The sequence below is a fragment of the Alistipes montrealensis genome (genome assembly GCF_018362775.1).
GTDB lineage: Bacteria > Bacteroidota > Bacteroidia > Bacteroidales > Rikenellaceae > Alistipes > Alistipes montrealensis.
The window spans coordinates 650,504-671,958 of record NZ_JAGYXY010000001.1 but is presented as its reverse complement, the minus strand read 5'-3'; the positions used below and the strand labels follow the sequence as shown (position 1 = coordinate 671,958).

Genomic DNA, 21,455 nt, shown 5'->3' with positions numbered 1-21,455 from the left:
AGGAGGTCCCCAGACCTCCTTTTTCATTTCCGTATGTAGTGCGGCATTTCGGCCGGTATCTCCATCGAGATTTCCACCAGCCCGCGGACTTCTCCGCCCTCCTTCCATGCTGTCTGGTAAATCATCTTGCGGACGCCCTGCTTCTCGATCGTATAGGCGTTCGTGCCGTTCGTCGCGAGCAGCCGGCGGATGATTTCGCCCGAGCGTTCTCCGTGACAGCCGAACAGGTTGCTGCCGATCAAATCGCCGTGTTTGGCGTAGGTCGCGCGCGCCTTTTCGTTCATGTAGAGGATCACGCCCTCGGTGTCGCACACCGTGACGGCGCAGTCGACCTCTTCGGCCCAGGGAAAGGAGCTTTTCATTTATTGCTGTATTTTTACCAGTTGTTCGCGGTAAGCGTTCAGGATGCGCGATTTGGAGATGAATCCCAGGTAGCGGCCCTGCTTGTCCACGACGGGCAGCATCCAGGCTCTTTTGTCCTCGAATTTCTCCATGACGCTCAGGATCGCTTCGTGCTCCATGATCCGGTCCGGGGGCGGAATCATGTAATCCGAGATCGGGTGTCCGTATTTCTCGTGCTTGAACATGTCCTCGCGCAGGTCGTCCAACTGTACCACGCCGATCAGGCGGCCGAAGTTGTCGATCACGGGGAAGATGTTGCGGCGCGCCGTCGAGATGATGTGCACGATGTCGCCCAGGGTCATGTTCTCCTTGATGCGCAGGAAGTCGGTCTCCATCAGTTCGTCGAGTTTCAGGAAGACGAATACCGACTGGTCTTTGTCGTGGGTCAGCAGTTCGCCGTTCAGGCGCAGTTGCTTGGTGTAGATCGAATCGGGGTCGAGGTAGTAGCCCACGGCGAACGAGATGCAGGCCGTAATCATCAGCGGGATGAACAGTCCGTAGCCGTTCGAGAGCTCGGCGATGAGGAAGATCGAGGTCAGCGGGGCTTTCATGACTCCCGACATGACGCCTGCCATGCCGACCAGCGTAAACGAAACGATCGACACCTCCCATCCGAACAGCGTGTTGCAGACCAGCGCCAGCGAAGCGCCCGTGAAGGCTCCGACGAACAGCGACGGGGCGAATGTTCCGCCCACGCCGCCCGCGGCATTGGTCGAAGCCATGGCGATGACCTTGAAAAACATCGTGGCGATGACGAAGAGGATGACGACCCAGTCGATTTCGCGGAAGCGGTAGAAGAGCGAGTTGTTGAACAGCTCCTGCGCGTTGCCGTGCATCAGGGAGGTGAATCCCTCGTAACCTTCGCCGTAGAGCGGCGGGAAGACGAAGATCAGGATACCGAGGATCGCGCCGCCCCAGAGCCATTTTTTGTACTGCTTGTCGATGCCCTTGAAGAAGTTTCCCACGCGCGAATTCATCGACGTGAAATACCACGACATCAATCCGCTCAGCCCGCCCAGCAGGATGAACAGCGGTATCTGCCACAGTTCGAACGCGTCGGCCGGAGCCAGCGTGATGGCCAGTATCGGGTCGAAGCCGCGCAGCATGAAGGCCATCGTCGTCGCGGTGATCGAGGCGATCAGCAGCGGGATGACCGACCCGGCGGTGATGTCCAGCATCAGGATCTCCAGCACGAAGACCACGCCCGTGATCGGGGCTTTGAAGATCGCCGCCAGAGCGGCTCCCGCGCCGCAGCAGAGCAGCAGCGTCGTGTGCTTGTAGTTGAGGCGCGCCAGTCGTCCGATGTTCGAGCCGATAGCCGCACCCGTGAGCACGATCGGGGCCTCGGGACCCACCGATCCGCCGAATCCGATGGTCGTCGCACCGCCTACGATCGAAGTCCAGCAGTTGTGGCGGGCGATGCGCGAGTTGCGGCTCGACATGGCGTACAGGACGCGTGTCACGCCTTCGGAGATGTTGTCTCGAACGATATATTTGACAAACAGCGTCGCCAGGATGATGCCGATGGCGGGGTAGATCAGAAAGAGGACATGGGCGCTGTCCACCGGGAACCAGCGTATCAGTCCGCTCTTGATGCCGTGCAGCAATATCTCGAACAGGTAAGTGCCCAGCCCTGCGAGCACACCGACCACCACGGCCAGAAGCATCATGATCTGGCTGTTCGACAGCCTCCGGGTCAGCCGGAGGAATTCGAGGTAGATGCGGTCGGTGCGGAAGGACATGTGCTATTGGTTTTGGGCGAAATGCTCGGCTTGCCCGGCGATCAGTTCTTTGTCGTCGAAATAGTTGATCTTCATGGCGGCACGAACGTCTGCGAGGGTTTCGGCTGCCGCAGCGCGGGCTTTTTCCGAGCCTTCACGGAGAATCTCGTACACCTCGCCGATGCGCGCCTCGTAATAGTGGCGGCGTTCGCGGATCGGGTCGAGCACTTCGTTGAGGATGGCGATCAGCAGGCGTTTCACCTTGACATCGCCCAGTCCGCCGCGGCGGTAGTGCGCCTTCAGTTCATCCAAAGAGGGATATTCGGGCAAATACCGGGAAAAATGTTCGGGACGGCTGAAAGCGTCGAGGTAGGTGAATACCGTGTTGCCCTCGACCTTGCCCGGGTCCTCCACGCGCAGGTGGTCGGGATCGGTATACATGCCCATCACCTTTTTCTTGACCTCGTCGGCCGTGTCCGAAAGGTAGATGCAGTTGTTCAGCGATTTCGACATCTTGGCTTTACCGTCGGTTCCCGGCAGGCGCATGCAGGCCGCATTGTCGGGCAGCAGAATTTCCGGCTCGACGAGCGTTTCGCCGTATACGGCGTTGAATTTATGGACGATTTCGCGTGTCTGCTCGATCATCGGCTCCTGGTCTTCGCCGACAGGCACGGTCGTGGCCTTGAAAGCCGTGATGTCCGACGCCTGGCTGATGGGGTAGGTGAAGAATCCCACGGGAATACCCTGGCGCTGGGTCGTGTCGCCCTCGGCGGCGCCTTCGGCAAATCCGCGGAGCGTGATCTCGGCCTTTACGGTCGGGTTGCGCTGGAGCCGCTGCACGGTGACGAGGTTCATGTAATAGAACGCCAGTTCGCACAGTTCGGCGACCTGCGACTGGATGAAGAGCGTCGATTTCGCGGGATCGAGGCCTACCGAAAGGTAGTCCAGCGCCACTTCGATAATGTTCTGACGCACCTTTTCCGGGTTGTCGGCGTTGTCGGTGAGTGCCTGCGCATCGGCGATCATGATGAATATCTTTTCGAACTCGCCCGAGTTCTGCAACTCGACGCGGCGGCGAAGCGAACCTACGAAGTGGCCCAGATGGAGCCGGCCCGTAGGACGGTCGCCGGTAAGGATGATTTTTGCCATATTTATTTTTAAACGTTTATTTTGCTGACAAAGATAGTGCAAGGCGAGGGCAGAACCAAACGCAGTTTGAGTTTTGCCGGGCCGCAGCCTATCTGAGCCGGGTGTCCATTTCCGAGGCAAAGATAATGCAAACCCGGGGAAGCGGCAAATTATTTGATGCTACCGCAATGCCGCCCGTCTCTGCGGCGGACTTATTTCCCGCAAACATACGAAAAACCATGCGGGGAGCCTAAAAAAGTTGTCGAGTATAGATTTTTTTTATATCTTCGCTTGCTGAAATAGACGCCTGTTATGACGATTATCCAACTTGAATATTTGCTGGCCGTAGCCAACTGTGGCAGTTTTTCGCTTGCCGCCGAACATTGTTTTGTGACACAACCGTCTTTGAGCATGCAGGTTAAGGCTCTCGAAGAGGAGTTGGGCGTGGTGCTTCTCGACCGCTCGAAAAAGCCTGTTATTCCCACCGAAGCGGGCGAGGTCGTGCTGGAGCAGGCCCGCGAGACGATCAAGGCCTACAACTACATCCGCGAGGCCGTTGCGGAACTCAAGGGCGAAACTGCCGGCAAGCTGCGGCTGGGCGTCATCCCGACCATTGCACCCTACCTGCTGCATAAATTCATTCCGGCTTTCGTGCACGACTACCCGAAGGTCGAACTGGAAATATCCGAGATGATCACTTCGGACATTGTCGAGGCGCTCAAGCGCGACCGCATCGACGCGGCGCTGGTCGCCAGCGGAACCTGCGGCGAGGGCATCCTCGAACAGGAACTTTTCAACGACCGGTTCTATGCGTACGTGTCGCCCGAAAATCCGCTTTACGAGCGGCAGAATATCCGCATCGAGGAGATCGACCTGAAAGACCTGGTGATCCTGAGCCCCGGCAACTGCATGCGCGACCAGATCATCGAACTGTGCCAGGCCCGGCGCTCGATGCCGTCGCACTATTCGTTCGAATCGGGGTCGCTGGATACGCTGATGCGCATCGTCGACTGTACGTCGTGTCTGACGATCATCCCCGAAATGGCTGTCGAATACATCCCCGCCGACCGCCGCGACCGCCTGAAAACCCTTTCGAAGGGAGCCACTTCGCGCAAGATCGCCGTTGCCGTGCGCCGCACGTATGTCAAGAACTCGATTATCCGGGCCCTGACCGAGACCATCCTGGCCAATGTTCCGGGTGCGAAGGCATAGCCCCTCGCTTCCATCAATAACGAATGCGCCCGGCAGCTTCCTGCCGGGCGCGTTTGGTTTTATTCGGGGTTATTCGTTTTCATTTTCGTCGCCTTTCCCGTCCAGTCGGCCGAGGCCGAACTGCCGTTGGAGAGGTTTACGGAGAGTTTGACGGAAAACTCTCCGCCGTTTTTGGTCGCCTTCAGGGTTCCCGATGTAATGGTGAACGGTGTGTCTTTCCCTTCGACGGAGATGTCGATCGATCCTTCGGAGTTGTCGATTTCGAACGACGAACCGTCGATTGTTGCTATGATGTCGAGGTAGGGTTCGAGCGTTCCGCTCTTTACGACGGGTTTGGTCAGGTCGATGGTCTTGCCGTAAAGCGATTCCGACAGCTCGATTCCGACGAAGAAAGAGGGTTGGTCTTCCGGAATTTGTGAAAATGCATCCTTGAGCAGGATGAGAGTGAACGAGGCCTCGTCCCCGTGTTCGGCCGGATTTTCTCTGTAGAAGGCGCTTTTGACCTCGTTGATCAGACCGTTGACGGTGATCGTCTGCATGGTGACGGTTTCGTTGTCGTCCTTACAGGATGTGGCGGCCAGGGCGAGTGCGCCGGCCAGGCAGAGCATGAAGATTCTTTTCATAAATTTGCATTGGAGTGAGTTTGTGAGTGTTCAAATGTAGTGAAAAAAACTAAATCGGGGCCGCAGGGAACGAATAATCGGAATAATCCCGAAACAATATGGCTTGTGCGGCGCGATTTTTAATCGGTTATTTTCAAATCTCATTCTCTTTTCATACCTTTGTAAGGTTATAGATATCTATTGAACATTTATGAATAAACTGATCGAAACGATCGTCAGCGCGATTGAAGATAAAAAAGGTAAGAATATTGTATCGTTGGACCTCTCGGGATTCGACGGGGCAATCTGTTCGCATTTCGTGGTCTGCAACGCCGACTCCACGACACAGGTGTGCGCCATCGCCTCCGGAATCGAAGAGAAGGTACTCGAAACGCTGGGCGAAAAGGTCTGGCGCATCGAAGGCCAGCAGAACGGCGTATGGATCGCCATGGACTATGTGGACGTGGTCGTTCACATCTTCCAGACCGAGTTGCGCGGCTTCTACAAGCTCGAAGAGCTGTGGGCCGATGCGCCGTTGGTGAAGTATGAATACGAAGAGTAATCCGAATTATGGCACAGAAAAGCAAGAACAACAATAAAATGAATATGAACATGCCGCGGCCCTCGATGTTGTGGATTTACGGCCTGATTGCCGCTTTCATCATCGGCTGGTATGTTTTCGGCGATGTCAACGACACGCCGCTGCCCAGTGACTGGGCTACCGTGCAGGAGATGGTGGAGAAGGGCGACGTGGAGAAAATCCAGGTTGTAAACCGCGACCAGGCTCAGGTATTCCTCAAGAAAGAGGCCGGCGACAAGTACCGCAACGACTCGGTGGACAAGCGTTTTAAACGCCTTCCCGAGTCGGGAGCGCAACTGATTTTCACCATCGGTTCGGTGGACTCGTTCCGCGAGGACCTCAAAGCCGCCGAGGAGCAGTCGGGGCAGGTTGTCCCGGTGATTTATGAAAACAAGGCCAACGATTGGACTTCGCTGCTTATCAACCTGTTGCCGTGGGTCGTAATCATCGGCGCCTGGTTTTTCGTCATGCGCTCGATGTCGCGCGGCGCGGGAGCCGGCGGCGGAGGAGGCATTATGAACGTCGGCAAAGCCAAAGCGCAGGTCTTCGATAAGGACAACTCCAAGCGCGTGACGTTCAAGGACGTAGCGGGTCTGGAGGAAGCGAAGGTCGAGATCATGGAGATCGTCGATTTCCTCAAGAAGGCTGACAAATACAAGGAACTGGGCGCCAAGATTCCCAAGGGCGCGCTGCTCGTAGGCCCTCCGGGAACGGGTAAAACCCTGCTGGCCAAGGCTGTCGCAGGGGAGGCCAACGTGCCGTTCCTTTCGATTTCGGGTTCCGATTTCGTCGAAATGTTCGTCGGCGTGGGCGCTTCGCGTGTGCGGGACCTTTTCGAACAGGCCAAGCAGAAGGCTCCGTGCATCGTCTTCATCGACGAGATCGATGCCATCGGCCGCGCCCGCGGCAAGAACGCCGGATTCTCGGGCAACGACGAACGTGAAAATACGCTGAACCAGCTTCTTACCGAGATGGACGGCTTCCAGACCAATACGGGTGTCATCGTGCTCGCGGCTACGAACCGCGCCGACATCCTCGACAAGGCGCTGATGCGCGCCGGGCGTTTCGACCGCCAGATCGAGGTGGGACTTCCCGACGTGAAGGAGCGCGAGGAGATTTTCAACGTCCACCTGCGTCCGCTGAAGCTCGATCCGCAGCTCGACCGTTCGTTCCTGGCGCGCCAGACCCCGGGCTTCTCGGGCGCCGACATCGCCAATGTCTGCAACGAGGCCGCGCTGATCGCCGCCCGCCACAACAAGAAATTCATCTCGAAAGAGGATTTCCTCGCTGCCATCGACCGTATCGTGGGTGGCTTGGAGCGCAAGAATAAGATCATCACCGACGAGGAGAAGCGCGTGATCGCTTTCCACGAGGCGGGCCACGCCACGGTAAGCTGGATTCTGGAAAATGCCAGTCCGCTAATCAAGGTGACGATTATCCCGCGCGGCAAAGCGCTCGGCGCAGCATGGTATCTGCCCGAAGAGCGTCAAATCACCACGCGCGAGCAGATGATGGACGAACTGGCCGCGACGCTGGGCGGCCGCGTCTCGGAACAACTGACCTTCGGCGAAATTTCGACCGGGGCTCTCAACGACCTGGAGCGCGTCACCAAGCAGGCTTATGCCATGGTAGCTTACTACGGCATGAGTGAAAACGTGGGTACGCTGTCTTACTACGACTCCACGGGCCAGAGCGACATGACCTTCACGAAACCTTATTCGGAACAGACGGCCCAGCAGATCGACGCCGAGGCCAAACAGGTGATCGAGAAGGCCTATAAGATGGCCGAGAAGGTGCTCCGTGAGCATGCTGACGGCCTGAAAGAACTGGCCGAACTGCTGTTGTCCCGCGAGGTGGTCTTCACCGAGGATGTGGAGCGCATTTTCGGCAAGCGCAAGAAAGATATCGAACGTGAACGCCGGGAAGCCGAGGCGAAAGCCAAGGCCGGGGGAGGCCAGTCGGCCGAAGAGGAGCCGAAGGCCGGAAAGCAGGCCGCGGCTGTCGCCGGAGAACCGGCCAAGGCCGATGCCGCTGCGACCCAGCCGGCTCCCGTAGCACCGTCCGTCGCCGCTCCCGAACCCAAATAACCCGTCTGAAACCCACTACACCCTTAAAAACTGATGAGTGAAAAAATGAAGAACCTCTGGGTGCGCACGATGAGCGGGGCTATCCTCGCCGTGGTGATGCTGGGGGCTATCGCATGGTCGCAATGGAGTTTCGGCCTGCTGCTGGCGGCGTTGCTGGCCGTCGGCATGACGGAGTTCTATTCGCTGGCCGAAGAGCAGGGCAACAAACCCCAGCGGGTCGTCGGACTGGTTGCGGGACTCGTTCTTTTTGCACTGAACTTTGCATTCGTTTCGGATGACATCGAGATTCTCGGCAGCGCCCGGCAGGCTTTTGCCTGCGGGATGGCTTTCCTGCTGTTGCTGCTGCCCGCGATGTTTATCTGCGAACTCTACCGCCGGCGTGAAAATCCCGCCGCCAATATCGGCATAACTTTTATGGGCGTCGTCTATGTGGCGCTGCCTTTTTCGCTGATGTGCTACATCCCGATCATCGGCAGCGAAACGTGGAGTCCCTGGGTGATGCTTTTCTATGTCTTCATTATCTGGGCCAACGATGTTTTCGCCTACCTGGTGGGCATGTCCATCGGTAAACACCGCCTCTGCGAACGTCTCTCGCCCAAGAAATCGTGGGAAGGGTTCTTCGGCGGGATCATCGGGGCCGTGGCGATGGGACTCGTTGCTGCTTATGTACAGGATGGCAACTACTGGGTGTGGGCCGGACTGGCGCTCGTCGCGGCCGTCACCGGCGTGCTGGGCGATCTGGTGGAGTCGATGTTCAAACGCGCTGCCGGCGTCAAGGATTCGGGAACGCTGATTCCCGGCCATGGCGGGGTGCTCGACCGCTTCGATGCCATGCTGCTTTCGGCGCCGTTCGTCTTTGTGTATATGCTTTTTGTGATGTAACTGCAAACTCAATTTTGTTATGAGAATTAATAAGGAAGGATACAAAATCATCGGCATTTCGGGCGCTGTCTGCGTGCTTCTCTGGTGGCTGTTTTACCACCTGCTGGTCCACGATGCGAATGTTTCGCTGCTGTGGTTCAGTACCCTTGTGCTGTTGTTGTTCTGGTTCTTCATCGTAGCCTTCTTCCGCGAACCCCGCCGGGTCCGTATCCACGATGCCGATTTGGTTTTCTCCCCCTGCGACGGTCGCGTAGTCGTTACCGAGGTTGTCGTCGAAAACGAGTACCTCAAGCAGGAAATGCTGCAAATCTCGATTTTTATGTCCGTTACCAATGTCCACATGAACTGGGTTCCCGTGGGCGGTACGGTCGAATATTTCAAATACCATCCGGGGCGTTTCCTCGTGGCCTGGCATCCCAAGTCGTCGACCGAAAACGAACGTACGACTACCGTAGTCGCCATGCCTGCGGGGCAGAAGGTGCTCTTCCGCCAGATCGCGGGACTGATTGCGCGCCGCATCATCTCCTATATGAAGGTGGGTGAGACGGTCGAGCAGAACAGCGTCTGCGGATTTATCAAGTTCGGCTCGCGCGTCGATGTGCTCGTGCCGAAGGACAGCGAACTGTTGGTAGAGATCGGCGATCCCGTCGTGGGTTCACAAACCCCGATCGCCCGCCTGCATAAGAACCTCGAAACCGAGTAACGGCATGAAGGCGACTCCCCAGACCTTCCTGAGATTCATCGCGGGTGCGGCGATTGCTGCGGCCGTGCTGTTTTTGGTCTGGTATTTTTCGTCGATCGTTGTCTACATCCTCATTTCGGCCGTGCTGGCCGTCATGGGCAGCCCGTTGGTGAAGTTTCTTTCGGGACTGCATATCAAGGGATGGCAGGTTCCCCGCTGGCTTGCGGCCCTGGTGACGCTCGTGGTGATCTGGGGCGTAATCGCTACCCTGTGTTCGTTGTTCGTGCCGCTGGTTTTCAACAAGATAAACCAGTTTGCCCATGTCGACTTCGCCGCAGTCGTAGGTAGCATCGGCGAACCCATTGCCCGGATGCAGCACGACCTGCAAACGCTCTTCTCGTTGCCCGAGAGTACATTCTCGCTCTCCGACGAGTTGACCTCGGCCCTCAAGCAGATCATCGACATCAATTCGCTCAACCTGATTTTCTCGTCGGTCATCAACCTTGTGCTTTCGTCGGTGATCGCCATTTTCTCCATCTCGTTCATTACTTTCTTTTTCCTTAAGGAGGACGGGCTGTTCTATGCGATGGTCACGTCGATTTTTCCGGAACATTACCACGACAATATCACCCGTGCGCTTGATTCGGTGACGCTCCTGTTGGCACGTTACTTTACGGGCATCCTCTCGGAAAGCCTTCTGCTTACGATCGCCGCAACGCTGGTGATGATGGCCTTCGGGATGAAGGCCGCCGACGCGGCGTTCATCGGCCTGGTCATGGGTGTGATGAATGTCGTGCCCTATGCCGGACCGCTGATCGGGGGCGTGGTTTCGGTTTTCGTGGGGATCGTTACGCCGATCGAAGGCATGTCCGTGGGCCATACGGCCTTTGTGATCGCCGGGTCGCTGCTGATCCTCAAGGGAATGGACGATTTTATCCTTCAGCCGACGCTCTATTCCGAGCGCGTGAAGGCGCATCCGCTCGAAATCTTCCTGGTGATTCTTATTGCCGGCTCGCTGGCCGGAATCCTGGGCATGCTGCTGGCGATACCCTCCTATACGGTGCTGCGCGTCTTCGCTAAGGAGTTCTTCTCGCAGTTCCGGCTGGTGCGTAAACTGACTGAAAAAATCTGATGGAACGGACGGTGATCGAAGGCGTTGTGAAACACGGACGCCGACTCGGACGTGAGTTGGGTTTTCCGACGGCCAACCTGGCTGTTCCGGCAGACATAGCTGCTGCGGACGGGGTCTACCGTTCGCGTGCGGAGGTCGACGGCAAAACCTACGACGCCATGTCGAATCTGGGGCGCAATCCTTCGGTCGGAGGTGTCGAACGGAGGCTCGAGACGCATATTTTCGGCTTTAGCGGCGAGTTGTACGGCCGCCTGCTGCGCGTCGAACTGCTCGAAAAAATCCGCGACGAACGCAAGTTCGCCACCGTGGAGGAGCTACGCGCACAGATCGAAAAGGATAAGGAATATATTTTGAAATTAAACTGGAATACTATGTATTTGGATTTGACCATGCCCTACAAAGTTGCCGACATGTCGCTGGCCGAGTGGGGACGCAAGGAGATCGAAATTTCCGAGCACGAAATGCCGGGCCTGATGGCTGTGCGCCGCAAATACGGTCCCGAAAAACCGCTCAAGGGCGTACGCGTGATGGGTTCGCTGCACATGACTATCCAGACGGCCGTGCTGATCGAAACCCTCGTGGAACTGGGCGCCGACGTGCGCTGGTGCTCGTGCAACATTTTCTCGACGCAGGACCATGCCGCGGCTGCAATCGCCGCCGCAGGCGTTCCGGTCTTCGCCTGGAAGGGCGAGACGCTGCCCGAATACTGGTGGTGTACCGCCATGGCCCTCTCGTTCCCCGGCGGCAAAGGCCCGCAGTTGATCGTCGACGACGGCGGTGACGCCACGCTGCTGATCCACAAAGGCTATAAGGCCGAGAACGACGCCTCGACGCTCGACTACGCGCCTTCTTCGTATGAGGAAGAAGTCATCCTCGATACGCTGAAGCGGATTCTGGCCGAGGATTCGCAGCGGTGGCATCGTACGGTCGCCGAATGGAAGGGTGTGAGCGAGGAGACCACCACGGGCGTACACCGCCTCTACCAGATGCAGGAGGCCGGCGAACTGCTCGTTCCGGCCATCAACGTCAACGACTCGTGTACCAAGTCGAAGTTCGACAACCTCTACGGCTGCCGCGAATCGCTGGCCGACGGTATCAAACGCGCTACGGACGTGATGATCGCCGGCAAGGTGGTCGTGGTCTGCGGCTACGGCGACGTAGGTAAAGGCTGCGCCCACTCGATGCGCTCTTACGGTGCGCGTGTGATCGTCACGGAGATCGACCCCATCTGCGCCCTGCAGGCCGCGATGGAAGGCTTCGAGGTGAAGACCGTCGAAAGCGCACTGGCCGAGGGTAATATCTACGTTACCTGTACCGGTAACTGCGACATCATCACGCTGGAGCACATGGAAAAAATGCGCGACCAGGCCATCGTCTGCAACATCGGCCATTTCGACAACGAAATCCAGATGGCACGCCTCGAAAAATCCGGAGCCGTGAAACTGAATATCAAGCCGCAGGTCGATAAATTCACCTTCCCCGACGGCCATTCGATCTTTATCCTGGCCGAAGGCCGCCTGGTAAACCTCGGCTGTGCCACGGGACACCCTTCGTTCGTGATGTCGAACTCCTTTACCAACCAGTGCCTCGCGCAGATGGAGTTGTGGCAGAAGAACCTCGAAGTGGGCGTTTACCGCCTGCCGAAACACCTCGACGAGGAGGTTGCACGCCTGCACCTGGATAACCTCGGCGTCGAACTGACCCGCCTGACGAAGCACCAGGCCGACTACATCGGCGTTCCCGAGGACGGTCCCTATAAAGCGGAGCATTACCGCTATTAATTCCTGCCCCGATAACGAATCACCCCGGTTTTGGATCGACCAAAACCGGGGTGATTCGTTTTACGATCCCTTATCGGGATGTCGTGGGCGGGCTGAAATATTTGTCCAGAATATCCGTCAACTGCATCTTGGTTACCGGCTTGACCAGGTAGTCGTTGCAGCCGGCCGCCAGCGCGGCCTGCCTGTCGGCATCGAAAGCGTGTGCCGTGAGCGCTACGATGGGAACCTGCCGGTCGAATTTGCGGATTTCCGTCGTAGCGATCATCCCGTTCATCACGGGCATCTTCATGTCCATCAGGATCAGGTCGGGCTGGTCCTCCTGCGCCATCTCGACTGCTTCCTGTCCGTTCTCCGCGTGAAGCAGTTCGTAGCGGCTCTTGAGCAGCGACGATACCAACAGGAAGTTGCTCGGAATGTCCTCGGCGATGAGTACCCGGTATTTCTTTGCCGGGTTTGCCGGTGCGGATTTCACGACCGGAACCGGAGTTCCAGCGGTCGTTGCATCGTCAATTCCGGGCTTTGCGGCAGTCGGTTCGTATTTCGAGCCTTCTTCCGTTTCGGGCGAGCAGGGAAGAAACGCCCAGAAATACGATCCCTGTCCGTACTCCGATTCGAAACCTACGCTGCCTCCCATGGATTCTGCGATGGCTTTGCAGATCGAAAGCCCGAGTCCCGTGCCCTGTGCAAATTCGTCGAGTTTCTCGAAGCGCATGAATACCTTGCTTTTCTTCTCGTTGCTGATTCCGATTCCGCTGTCGCGGACGTAAAACCGAATGCCTTTCGGGGAACTTTCGTACCCCATTTCAATATAGCCTTTGGGAGTGTATTTGATGGCGTTGGTGACGTAGTTGGTGAGTATCTGCGCAATCCGGTTCTTGTCGAGGCGCACGCAGCAAACTGCGTGGGGATTTATTGCGATCAGCCTGACGTTCGGATTCTTGATACGCTGTCGCATCGAAGCCGCCATGCCGTTGAAATACGCCGAAAGGTCGAACTCCTCGTATTTCAGTTCGACCGATCCGGCTTCGATCTTCGACAGATCGAGTATGTCGTTTATCAGTTTGAGTAGCAGTTCGTTGTTGTTGTTGATAATCCGGATGTACTCGTCCTTGTCCTCCGAATCGGGATCGCTGAGCAGCAATTCCGAGAATCCTACGATGGCGTTGAGCGGCGTGCGGATTTCGTGGCTCATGTTGGCCAGGAACGCCGATTTGAGTTTGTCTGACTGCTCGGCCTGCGCTTTGGCCTGTTGTAACTCTTCGATTATCCGTTCGCGCTCCGATACGTCGTCCAGGCGGATGACGATACCATCGGTCTTGCCGTCGTTGATGACGGGCGTCGCAAATATTTCGACCGTATGCGTGTCGTCGAGCTTGAATTTGATCTGTTCGAGCTGTCCCGACGCCATGGCCCGCTGCATGACGCAGTCTTCGCAGGGCGAGGTCCGTCCGTGTGAAGTTTTGTAGCAGGGTTCGCCCTTCTTGTAGGCTTCGTACGACAGGCTTTTCGAGCATACCGAGATATTCTCCCATTGCACGATATAGTCCGTCGTGATATAAGCGAGTCCCGAGTTGGTGTTGTTGAGCACCAGTTCGTTCTGCCGGATAAGATTGTCGAGTTCCTCTTTGTTGCGGCGCAGCTTCAATTCGGTTTGCTTCATCGTGTCGATATTGATTGACATGCCGTACATGTATTTGTACGTAACCTCGTCGCGCCGTGTCGTTTCGAGCAATCCGCGGGCGCGCCACCATTCGTATTTGCCCGAACCGTCGAAATCCACGCGTGCTTCGGTGTTCCACTGGGCGTTTTCCTGTGCGACCACCTCGTCGATGGCGTCGGCGAATTGCTGCCGGTCGTCGGGATGGATCGCTTCCAGGAATTTGTCGAGGGAATTGAGCTTCGACCGGTCGCGTCCCGGGCGGTCGAAACCCTCGCCGAAACTCAACGCCTTTTTCTCCGGTTCGTAGAACCACGTGTAGGCGTCCATCACCTCCAGCGTGAGTGTCAGCATTTTGGCCCGCCGTTCGAGTTCGTTTTGCAGGCTCTGGTCCCAGCGGATGTTAAGCAGCAGGTCCCGGCCTGCGTCGTGGAAGATGCTTTTGCGGACGATCGTATCGTAGCTGCGCCCGTCCTTAAGTGAGATGCGTTCCAGTCCCAGGTAGGGTGTCCCGGTGGCGAATACCTCCTTGTCGGTTTTTTCGATACGTGCGACCTGTTCGGCGTCCATCACGTCGTAGGTCGATTTTTCGATGCTGGTCCCGAACATCCGCTTGCTCTCGTCGTTGCAGAAGACGTAACGCGAGTCGATGTCCTTGATGTGGATCGGCAGCGGGATGCTGTTTAGTATCTTGTCCTGGAGGAGCTGGCGTTTCTGGAGATCGGTGTTGTTCTTGCGGGTCCCGACGAACCGTGTGACGCGTCCGTTCCGGTCGCGTTCGAAGGGCGATCCGCTGATGGTGCAGTATTGCCATTCGGGGTTGTCCGGCAGCAGGATGCGCACGTCGATCGAGAAGTTGAAATCGGCTCCCCCGACCAGTTTTTCCATGATGGTGTCGAGGTCTTCCCGGTCTTCGGGGTGCACGGTCTCCGTGTAAAGCTGTATCGAAATGGCTTTCGAACGGTCATAGGCGTTCAGCGGCTCGTTGTCGCTGTAAAAGACCCTTTGCGCCACGTCGAATTCCCAGAGCATGATGTTCGATTCGCGGATCGCCAGCTCGGTCTTGAGTTTGCTCTGGTGGAGTTCTTCCTCTTTGCGGGCCGTTTCGGTAACATCTTCGATGATGAAGACATAACCGTCGATCGTTCCGTCGGCTTTGAGGATCGGGCGTCCGTTGTATTCGATCTGGATGGTATTCCGGTTGTCGGTCGGGAAGTATCCCTGCCGGATGGCGAGGTCGAAATCGTACGGGATACGTTTGTGTATCTCGATTTTGTTCTGGAGTGCGTATTTGACCTCTTCGGGAATGTTCGGGTTTTCGAAGAGGTTGATTCCGGCAGCCATGATCTCATTGCGGTCGGTTCCGAAGATGCGTGCATCGGTTTTGCTCATATAGAGCAGTTTACCGTCCGGGGCGTAGATTTCTACACCTACGGGTAAAGAATCCAGAATGGTGTCCGACTGCCCGTCGAACGCAAGACGGGTGAGGATGTCGTTGGGAGAAAGGCATTCTTCCATGGAGGACAAGAGGCTAAAATGACGAATTCGTGTAGTTTGCTTTGGGTTATATCGCCCTTAATGCGCCAAATGTAGTAATAATTTTGTCGATTGTATCGTCTTTCCCGAAAAATAAATTTTCATGAAAAAAAAGGATATATTCCGGGACTGAAGCCGCTGAGAGGCATTTTTCAAAGGAGCCTGACGGTTAAGCGGATGCCGCGATACCCAGGTCCTGCCGGCGGAAGCAGCCCGATCGTTCTGTAAAAAAGAACAACTCCGACCTTATGGCCGAAGTTGTTCCTTTTCGTTTCGTTGCGGGGAATTAATACCCGAATATCTCCTCCTGCGAGACGGTCTGGATGGGACCGAGTGTCTTGAGGTAATTGAGATTGAGATCCTGAATATCGCCCAGGATACCGTAAACGTATTTGCGGTCCTTGACCCACTTTTCCTGTGCTGCTTTTACATCGGCGAGCGTCATCGACTGAACCTTCTCGAAAATCTGCTTGTTACGGTCCTCCGTCAGGCCCATGTCGCGCTGGTCGATATAGCTCCACAGCACCTGGTCCTTTACCGTACGGTCGGTGCGCAGGCGTGAAATCAACCCGTCCTTGGCGATGTTGAACGCCGCTTCCGATTCGGGCATATTGTTGATGATTTCGTCGAAGGCTTCGATTGCCGTCTGCATCTTGTCGTTCTGCGTGGCGATGAAAGCCATGTAACCGTAATTCCTGTCGGCATAGCCCGGCTGCATGATGCGTGCCGCTGCGGAGTAGGCCAGGCCGCGGGCTTCGCGCATCTCCTGGAACACGATGGAGTTCATGCCGCCGCCGAAATACTCGTTGTAAAGCGTGATTTCGGGGTCGGCTGTAACGTCGAACTGCTTGCCGAGGTTCGAGAACTGCATGTAGTAGAGTTGCTTGGCGTCGTACTGGGCCATCAGCACCCGGCTTTCGTTCGTTGGGAGCAACTGCACGTGTTTCTTTTCGAGAGGCTGGAGTTCCGCCGGTGTTTTGTGGTGTGCGGCCAAAGCCTCGGTCACCTCCTTTTCCGATTGCGGACCGTAGTACAACACTTCGTGCTGTTTGCCCAGCAGGTCCTGGATCTTGGCCAGCAGTGCCTCCGAAGTCGTCGTTTCGAGTGCCGGATTCGTCAGCGTCGTACGGCGGATGAAATCGCCGCCGTAAAGCATATACTGTTGCAGGGCGCGGAAGCAGCGGCTTTGGTTGAGTTTGGCGTCGGCGCGGCTCTTCATCATATCGGTCTTGAGGTTCGCGAGGATCGCCTCGTCAGGCCTGGCTCCGGTCAGCAGTCCCCCGACGATTTCCATTGCTTCGTCCATGTTCTCGCTCAGACCCGTAATCGAGATCGAACATTGGTTGGCCCCTGCGCGCATCGAGAACGAGCAGGCGATGTCGTACATCTTCGATGCGATCTGCTTGGCCGTCAGCGAGTCGGTCCCCAGGTAGCCCAGGTAGTCGAAGGCCAGGTTGAGCGCCGGATCGTTCTCCGTGCCGGTGTCGAACACGTAGGTCAGCGTGAAGATGTCGTTGCTCTCGTTTTTCTTGTAGAGCACTTCGATGCCTTTGCGGGCTTCGAACTGCGCCATGTCCTTCTTGTAATCGACGAATACCGGTTCGATAGGCTTCACTTCCGAACCCTGTATCTCGGCCAGGAAAGCGCTCTGGGCGTCGCGGTTGGTGGCGATGGGCGTGATCTTCGGGGCTGCGATCTTCTGCTCGTTGGGATCTTTGCCTTCGCGCTTGTAGACGATGGCGTAGTTCTCGGGGCCGAGGAATTTGTTGGCCCAGTCCACGACATCCTGTTTGGTGATCTTCTCCATGCGGTCCAACTGTTTGATGTCGTCCGCCCACTCCTTGCCGTAGATGAACGAGTAGACGTAGAACATGGCGCGCTGGTCGTATTTGTCGAATTCGTTCATCAACTGCATCTTGTAGTTGTTGATCGAGGCTTTGATCAGCCCTTCGTCGAACTCTCCGGCACGAACCTTTGCCACTTCGGCGAGCAGCAGGTCGCGCACCTCGTCCAGCGACTGTCCGGTTTTCGGACTGCCCGCCATGATGAACGTTCCGTAGTCGGGTTGCGACGAGGCATAGGCGTAGGCCGAGAGGACCTTCTGCTGCTGGTTCAGGGCGAGGTCGACGAGACCCGCCTGCCCGTTGTAGAGTATCGAGCCTACGATGTCAGCCACGTCGTTCGACTGGTCCACTGCGGCGGGCAGGCGCCAGCCCATCATGACCCGTGCGGCTTCGAGGCCGAATACCTCCTTGACCACGGGCGTGGTGATCGGCTTCTCGGGCTCGAACTCCAGTTTCGGCAGTTCGGGGTTGGGCTGCATGCCGCCGAAATACTTGTCGATCGTCGCGATCATCTCGTCGGGATTGAAATCCCCCGAGACGCAGACCGCCATGTTGTTGGGCACGTAGTAGGTCTTGTGGTAGTTCTTGACGTTGGTGATCGAGGGGTTTTTCAGGCTCTCCTGTGTTCCCAGCACGGTCTGCGTTCCGTAGGGGTGGTTGGGGAACAGGGCGGCGTCCATCGTCTCCCACAACTTGCGGCTGTCCTGCGTCAGCGACATGTTCTTCTCCTCATAAATGGTTTCCAACTCGGTGTGGAACCCGCGGATCACCGGGTTGAGGAACCGGTCGGCCTGGATTTTCGCCCAGTTGTCGATCTGGTTCGAGGGGATGTCCTCGACGTATACGGTCATGTCCTGCGACGTGAAGGCGTTGGTCCCGTTGGCGCCGATGGCAGCCATCAGTTTGTCGTATTCGTTCGGAATGGCAATTTTCGAAGCCTCGTAGCTGATCGAGTCGATGCGGTGGTAGATCGCCGCGCGTTCGGCTTCGTCCGAGATTTTGCGGTAGACTTCGAACAGCGATTCGATCTGGTCGAGCATCGGTTTCTCCGCGGCGTAGTCGGCGGTTCCGAATTGCTGGGTTCCCTTGAACATCAGGTGTTCGAAGTAGTGGGCGAGGCCCGTCGTCTCGGCCGGGTCGTTCTTGCCGCCGACCTTTACGGCGATGGCCGTCTGGATGCGGGGCTGCTCCTTCATGACGCTCATGTAGACCTTCAGGCCGTTGGGGAGCGTGTAAATCCGGGTCTTCAGCGGATCTCCCGCAACCGTTTCGTACTTGTATTTGCTGCAAGACGAGGCGAGCATTGCGAGGACGACCGCCGTTAGTAGTAGAAACCTTTTCATACGCATATGTTTTAGAAAGTTGTTACAAACCACTCCCGGAGTGCGGGGTAGGTGTCGGTAGCGACGTGAATGAGCATGCCCACCGAAGCGGCCAGCTTGATTCCCGTGCCGACGATAAAGGCGAGGAACGACCCGAATCCCACCAGGAAAGCTTTCGGAACGTCACCGCGGTCGTTCAAGAGTTCGCCCAGCACGGCGCCCAGAAAGGGCCCGACGATGATGCCGATGGGCGGGAAGAGGAAAAATCCGGCGAAGACGCCCACCGTGGCGCCGATGGCTCCCGAGCGCGATCCCCCGAAGCGGCGCGTCATCCAGGCGGGCAGGAAATAATCGGCGACGCTTACGGCGACCGTCACTGCAAGCCATATCCAGAGCGCCCCGGTCGTCATGTGGGAGTAGGAGGTGAACCAGGCGCAGAGAAGGCCCGCGTAGCTCAGCACCACGCCCGGCAGGGCGGGTACGATACAGCCGATGATGCCCAGTATCGAGAGCAGGAACGCGGCTATGGAAAGGGTTATATCCATCGGAGAGTGCTTGACCCTGCAAAGAAAACGCAGGACGTAAACCGGGGGAAATACACCGGGCCGCCTGTCTTTGCAGTAGTTATCTCTTGCAAAGATAACGGTTTATACGAAAAAATCTCCCTTTTCGGGGAGATTTTGTGTCTGTTCGGCCTGCGGCCGTGCCGGCGTTCGGTTATTTCACGAGCCGGTTGGTCGCCGTGTCGGGGAAAACGATCCACGGGCGGAACTGCTTGGCGTCCTCGAAATCCATCAGCGCATACGATGCGATGATGATCACGTCGCCCACCTGCACCTTGCGTGCGGCGGCTCCGTTGAGGCAGATACAGCCGCTTCCGCGTTCGCCCTTGATGATGTAGGTCTCGAAACGCTCTCCGTTGTCGATGTCCATGATCTGGACCTTCTCGCCTTCGATCATGTTGGCCGCCTCCATGAGCGCCTCGTCGATGGTGATGCTCCCCACGTAGTTCAGGTCAGCCTGCGTGACCGTTACGCGGTGAATCTTCGATTTGATGACTTCAATCTGGAATTTCATTATCGGATTCGGATGTTGTCGATTAAACGAATGTTGCCGGCCTGGACGGCGATGCAGCCCTGAATGCGGGGCGAATCGCTCCATGCGGCGACTTCCTGCATCGTCAGCGCGTCGACCGACTGGTAATAGATGACCTTGAGCAGCGGGTTGCGCTCCACTTCGGCCGTGACCCATGCCTTGAGTTCGGCGGGCGTCAGCTCCTGCGATTTGGCGACGGCGGCTTTCAGCGTGGCATAAATGTGCGGTGCGGCAGCGCGGTGTTCGGTGTCGAGCAGCGTGTTGCGCGACGAGAGCGCCAGCCCGTCCTCTCCGCGGACGATCTTGCATTCGACGATCTGTACGGGCAGTTGCAACTGGGCCACCATCGCCCGGATGACGGCGATCTGCTGGAAATCCTTCTCCCCGAAGTAGGCCCGCGCCGGACGCACGATGTCGAACAGGCGGCTGACGACCTGCGCCACGCCGTTGAAGTGCCCGGGACGCGTTGCGCCCTCCATCACTTTGTCGATCTGCCCGAAATCGAAAATCCGGGTGTCCTGCTCGGGATATATCTCCTCGACCGCGGGCATCAGCACAAAGTCCGCACCGGCCTCTTCGAGCAGGCGCGCATCTGCCTCCGGGGTGCGGGGGTAGTGCTTCAGGTCGTTCTTGTCGTTGAATTGCGTCGGGTTCACGAAGATGCTCACGACGACCGTGGCATTCTCCCTGCGGGCACGCTCCACAAGCGAACGGTGTCCTGCATGCAGGGCGCCCATCGTGGGTACGAAGCCGATTTCCGACTGGTCCGCCCGGTCCAGTTCGGCGCGAAGTTCCTTGACGCTTGTAAATACTTTCATCTCTTTGCTTGAAACGAGTTGCGGGGCAAAGGTAGGAAAGATAATTAAGAATGGAAAATGAAAAATGAAAAATTATAAAAGGACCGGAAGCTATTCCGGAAGGTTTATGTTATCTTTGTATGCGATATAAATCCTTGAACCGACTAAAATTCTGATTATGAACAGGTGTCTCTCCCTGAAAACCGCCGTGCTCCTCTGGGCCAGTGCGGCTTGTGCCGGCGCAACGGCGCAGAATCAATACCCCGAACCGGAGCCCATGCGTCCCGGCATGTCCGAATACTGGACGCCGCAGCCCAAGGTGGTTACCCCGGGCGATATCCGGACGAACAGCGCTCCTTCCGACGCCATCGTCCTGTTCGATGGCCGCGACCTTTCGGCCTGGAAAAGCGCAAAGACGGACGGCCCTGCCGAGTGGACCGTCCATGACGGCGTTTTTACGGTCGATAAGAAAAAGGGCGACATCGTGACCCGGCAGGAGTTCGGAAATTTCCAGTTGCACCTGGAGTGGTGCGTGCCGGAAGGTATAACCGGAACGAGCCAGGCCCGCGGAAACAGCGGTGTTTTCTTACAGAATATGTACGAGATCCAGATTTTGGACAACTACGGGAACGAGACCTACGTGAACGGACAGGCGGGCAGTGTTTACAAACAGACGCCCCCGCTGGCGAACGCCATGCGCAAGCCGGGCGAGTGGAACGTGTACGACATCATCTATTCCGCCCCGGTTTTCAAGGAGGACGGAACCTACCGCGTGCCGCCGCGCGTAACGGTCATCCAGAACGGCGTGGTGCTCCAGGACAACACGACGATCCTCGGAACTACGGAATATATCGGTTTCCCGAAAGTCATCCCCCACGGCGCAGGTCCGATCCGACTCCAGTCGCACGGCGACAAGAGCGCCCCGATCAGTTTCCGCAATATCTGGATCCGGGAGATGTAAAACCGCGCTCCGCAATCCCCATAACCCGATTTGC

General features: G+C 57.1%; 17 protein-coding genes and 1 pseudogene. 9 read left to right on the top strand and 9 right to left on the bottom strand.

Annotated features, from left to right (window positions below; genetic code table 11):
- Positions 1 to 23 precede the first annotated feature (23 nt).
- The 3 genes from KG007_RS02645 to trpS are packed head-to-tail and all read right to left on the bottom strand — an operon-like array spanning position 24 to position 3,272.
- A complete protein-coding gene (locus tag KG007_RS02645; protein WP_195458468.1) occupies positions 24 to 362 on the bottom strand; it encodes a PAS domain-containing protein in 339 nt (112 codons plus the stop codon).
- Entirely contained in the window at positions 363 to 2,144 is a 1,782-nt protein-coding gene (locus KG007_RS02640) for a chloride channel protein (protein WP_213347255.1), read from the bottom strand.
- 3 nt (positions 2,145 to 2,147) lie between these two features.
- Complete coding sequence (trpS, locus tag KG007_RS02635; RefSeq protein ID WP_195458466.1) at positions 2,148 to 3,272, bottom strand: tryptophan--tRNA ligase; 1,125 nt, start codon at positions 3,270 to 3,272, stop codon at positions 2,148 to 2,150.
- A gap of 291 nt (positions 3,273 to 3,563) precedes the next feature.
- Between trpS and KG007_RS02630 the strand changes: the two genes are divergently transcribed.
- The gene (locus KG007_RS02630) at positions 3,564 to 4,463 is read left to right on the top strand and encodes a hydrogen peroxide-inducible genes activator (RefSeq protein WP_213347254.1); all 900 of its coding nucleotides are present in this window, start codon (positions 3,564 to 3,566) and stop codon (positions 4,461 to 4,463) included.
- A 59-nt stretch (positions 4,464 to 4,522) separates the two neighbouring features.
- On the opposite strand, the gene KG007_RS02625 is transcribed toward KG007_RS02630, so the two are convergent.
- Positions 4,523 to 5,086 (bottom strand): hypothetical protein, encoded by a 564-nt coding sequence (locus KG007_RS02625; RefSeq protein ID WP_249413224.1) that lies wholly within the window; start codon positions 5,084 to 5,086, stop codon positions 4,523 to 4,525.
- Positions 5,087 to 5,276: 190 nt separating this feature from the next.
- On the opposite strand from KG007_RS02625, the gene rsfS reads away from it, so the two are divergent.
- The 7 genes and pseudogenes from rsfS to ahcY all read left to right on the top strand — a co-directional run bounded on the left by rsfS (position 5,277) and on the right by ahcY (position 12,209).
- A complete protein-coding gene (rsfS, locus tag KG007_RS02620) occupies positions 5,277 to 5,627 on the top strand; it encodes a ribosome silencing factor (RefSeq protein WP_195458448.1) in 351 nt (116 codons plus the stop codon).
- A gap of 8 nt (positions 5,628 to 5,635) precedes the next feature.
- Entirely contained in the window at positions 5,636 to 7,732 is a 2,097-nt protein-coding gene (gene ftsH / locus KG007_RS02615) for an ATP-dependent zinc metalloprotease FtsH (protein ID WP_195458447.1), read from the top strand.
- Positions 7,733 to 7,777: 45 nt separating this feature from the next.
- A complete protein-coding gene (locus tag KG007_RS02610; protein ID WP_195458446.1) occupies positions 7,778 to 8,614 on the top strand; it encodes a phosphatidate cytidylyltransferase in 837 nt (278 codons plus the stop codon).
- Positions 8,615 to 8,633: 19 nt separating this feature from the next.
- Positions 8,634 to 9,317: a phosphatidylserine decarboxylase family protein gene (locus tag KG007_RS02605; protein ID WP_195458445.1), complete on the top strand. Its 684-nt coding sequence runs from the start codon at positions 8,634 to 8,636 to the stop codon at positions 9,315 to 9,317.
- Between the two features lie 4 nt (positions 9,318 to 9,321).
- On the top strand, positions 9,322 to 10,428 hold the full coding sequence (locus KG007_RS02600) for an AI-2E family transporter (protein WP_195458444.1): 1,107 nt from the start codon (positions 9,322 to 9,324) through the stop codon (positions 10,426 to 10,428).
- Positions 10,428 to 10,721, top strand: a pseudogene (locus KG007_RS13925) (riboflavin kinase); the annotation flags it as partial. The gene KG007_RS02600 and the pseudogene KG007_RS13925, both read left to right, overlap by 1 nt.
- A 78-nt stretch (positions 10,722 to 10,799) precedes the next feature.
- On the top strand, positions 10,800 to 12,209 hold the full coding sequence (ahcY, locus tag KG007_RS02595; RefSeq protein ID WP_249413235.1) for an adenosylhomocysteinase: 1,410 nt from the start codon (positions 10,800 to 10,802) through the stop codon (positions 12,207 to 12,209).
- Between the two features lie 70 nt (positions 12,210 to 12,279).
- Here ahcY and KG007_RS02590 read toward each other — a convergent pair whose 3' ends face one another.
- The 5 genes from KG007_RS02590 to panC all read right to left on the bottom strand — a co-directional run bounded on the left by KG007_RS02590 (position 12,280) and on the right by panC (position 20,481).
- The gene (locus KG007_RS02590) at positions 12,280 to 15,384 is read right to left on the bottom strand and encodes a response regulator (RefSeq protein ID WP_213347252.1); all 3,105 of its coding nucleotides are present in this window, start codon (positions 15,382 to 15,384) and stop codon (positions 12,280 to 12,282) included.
- A gap of 304 nt (positions 15,385 to 15,688) precedes the next feature.
- A complete protein-coding gene (locus KG007_RS02585) occupies positions 15,689 to 18,589 on the bottom strand; it encodes a M16 family metallopeptidase (RefSeq protein WP_394369639.1) in 2,901 nt (966 codons plus the stop codon).
- A gap of 11 nt (positions 18,590 to 18,600) precedes the next feature.
- Entirely contained in the window at positions 18,601 to 19,113 is a 513-nt protein-coding gene (locus KG007_RS02580) for a DUF456 domain-containing protein (RefSeq protein WP_213347251.1), read from the bottom strand.
- A 172-nt stretch (positions 19,114 to 19,285) separates the two neighbouring features.
- A complete protein-coding gene (gene panD, locus KG007_RS02575) occupies positions 19,286 to 19,645 on the bottom strand; it encodes an aspartate 1-decarboxylase (protein WP_195458439.1) in 360 nt (119 codons plus the stop codon).
- Positions 19,645 to 20,481: a pantoate--beta-alanine ligase gene (panC, locus tag KG007_RS02570; protein ID WP_213347250.1), complete on the bottom strand. Its 837-nt coding sequence runs from the start codon at positions 20,479 to 20,481 to the stop codon at positions 19,645 to 19,647. The genes panD and panC overlap by 1 nt, the downstream gene beginning before the upstream one ends.
- Positions 20,482 to 20,638: 157 nt before the next feature.
- Here panC and KG007_RS02565 point away from each other — a divergent pair, with 157 nt between their 5' ends.
- Complete coding sequence (locus tag KG007_RS02565; RefSeq protein WP_195458437.1) at positions 20,639 to 21,421, top strand: 3-keto-disaccharide hydrolase; 783 nt, start codon at positions 20,639 to 20,641, stop codon at positions 21,419 to 21,421.
- Positions 21,422 to 21,455: the final 34 nt, after the last annotated feature.

What these genes read in the sequence shown, in the direction of transcription:
- KG007_RS02645 (WP_195458468.1), bottom strand. Translation starts at nt 362, where the DNA reads ATGAAAAGCTCCTTTCCCTGGGCCGAAGAGGTCGACTGCGCCGTCACG.
- KG007_RS02640 (WP_213347255.1), bottom strand. Translation starts at nt 2,144, where the DNA reads ATGTCCTTCCGCACCGACCGCATCTACCTCGAATTCCTCCGGCTGACC.
- trpS (WP_195458466.1), bottom strand. Translation starts at nt 3,272, where the DNA reads ATGGCAAAAATCATCCTTACCGGCGACCGTCCTACGGGCCGGCTCCAT.
- KG007_RS02630 (WP_213347254.1), top strand. Translation starts at nt 3,564, where the DNA reads ATGACGATTATCCAACTTGAATATTTGCTGGCCGTAGCCAACTGTGGC.
- KG007_RS02625 (WP_249413224.1), bottom strand. Translation starts at nt 5,086, where the DNA reads ATGAAAAGAATCTTCATGCTCTGCCTGGCCGGCGCACTCGCCCTGGCC.
- rsfS (WP_195458448.1), top strand. Translation starts at nt 5,277, where the DNA reads ATGAATAAACTGATCGAAACGATCGTCAGCGCGATTGAAGATAAAAAA.
- ftsH (WP_195458447.1), top strand. Translation starts at nt 5,636, where the DNA reads ATGGCACAGAAAAGCAAGAACAACAATAAAATGAATATGAACATGCCG.
- KG007_RS02610 (WP_195458446.1), top strand. Translation starts at nt 7,778, where the DNA reads ATGAAGAACCTCTGGGTGCGCACGATGAGCGGGGCTATCCTCGCCGTG.
- KG007_RS02605 (WP_195458445.1), top strand. Translation starts at nt 8,634, where the DNA reads ATGAGAATTAATAAGGAAGGATACAAAATCATCGGCATTTCGGGCGCT.
- KG007_RS02600 (WP_195458444.1), top strand. Translation starts at nt 9,322, where the DNA reads ATGAAGGCGACTCCCCAGACCTTCCTGAGATTCATCGCGGGTGCGGCG.
- ahcY (WP_249413235.1), top strand. Translation starts at nt 10,800, where the DNA reads ATGTATTTGGATTTGACCATGCCCTACAAAGTTGCCGACATGTCGCTG.
- KG007_RS02590 (WP_213347252.1), bottom strand. Translation starts at nt 15,384, where the DNA reads ATGGAAGAATGCCTTTCTCCCAACGACATCCTCACCCGTCTTGCGTTC.
- KG007_RS02585 (WP_394369639.1), bottom strand. Translation starts at nt 18,589, where the DNA reads ATGAAAAGGTTTCTACTACTAACGGCGGTCGTCCTCGCAATGCTCGCC.
- KG007_RS02580 (WP_213347251.1), bottom strand. Translation starts at nt 19,113, where the DNA reads ATGGATATAACCCTTTCCATAGCCGCGTTCCTGCTCTCGATACTGGGC.
- panD (WP_195458439.1), bottom strand. Translation starts at nt 19,645, where the DNA reads ATGAAATTCCAGATTGAAGTCATCAAATCGAAGATTCACCGCGTAACG.
- panC (WP_213347250.1), bottom strand. Translation starts at nt 20,481, where the DNA reads ATGAAAGTATTTACAAGCGTCAAGGAACTTCGCGCCGAACTGGACCGG.
- KG007_RS02565 (WP_195458437.1), top strand. Translation starts at nt 20,639, where the DNA reads ATGAACAGGTGTCTCTCCCTGAAAACCGCCGTGCTCCTCTGGGCCAGT.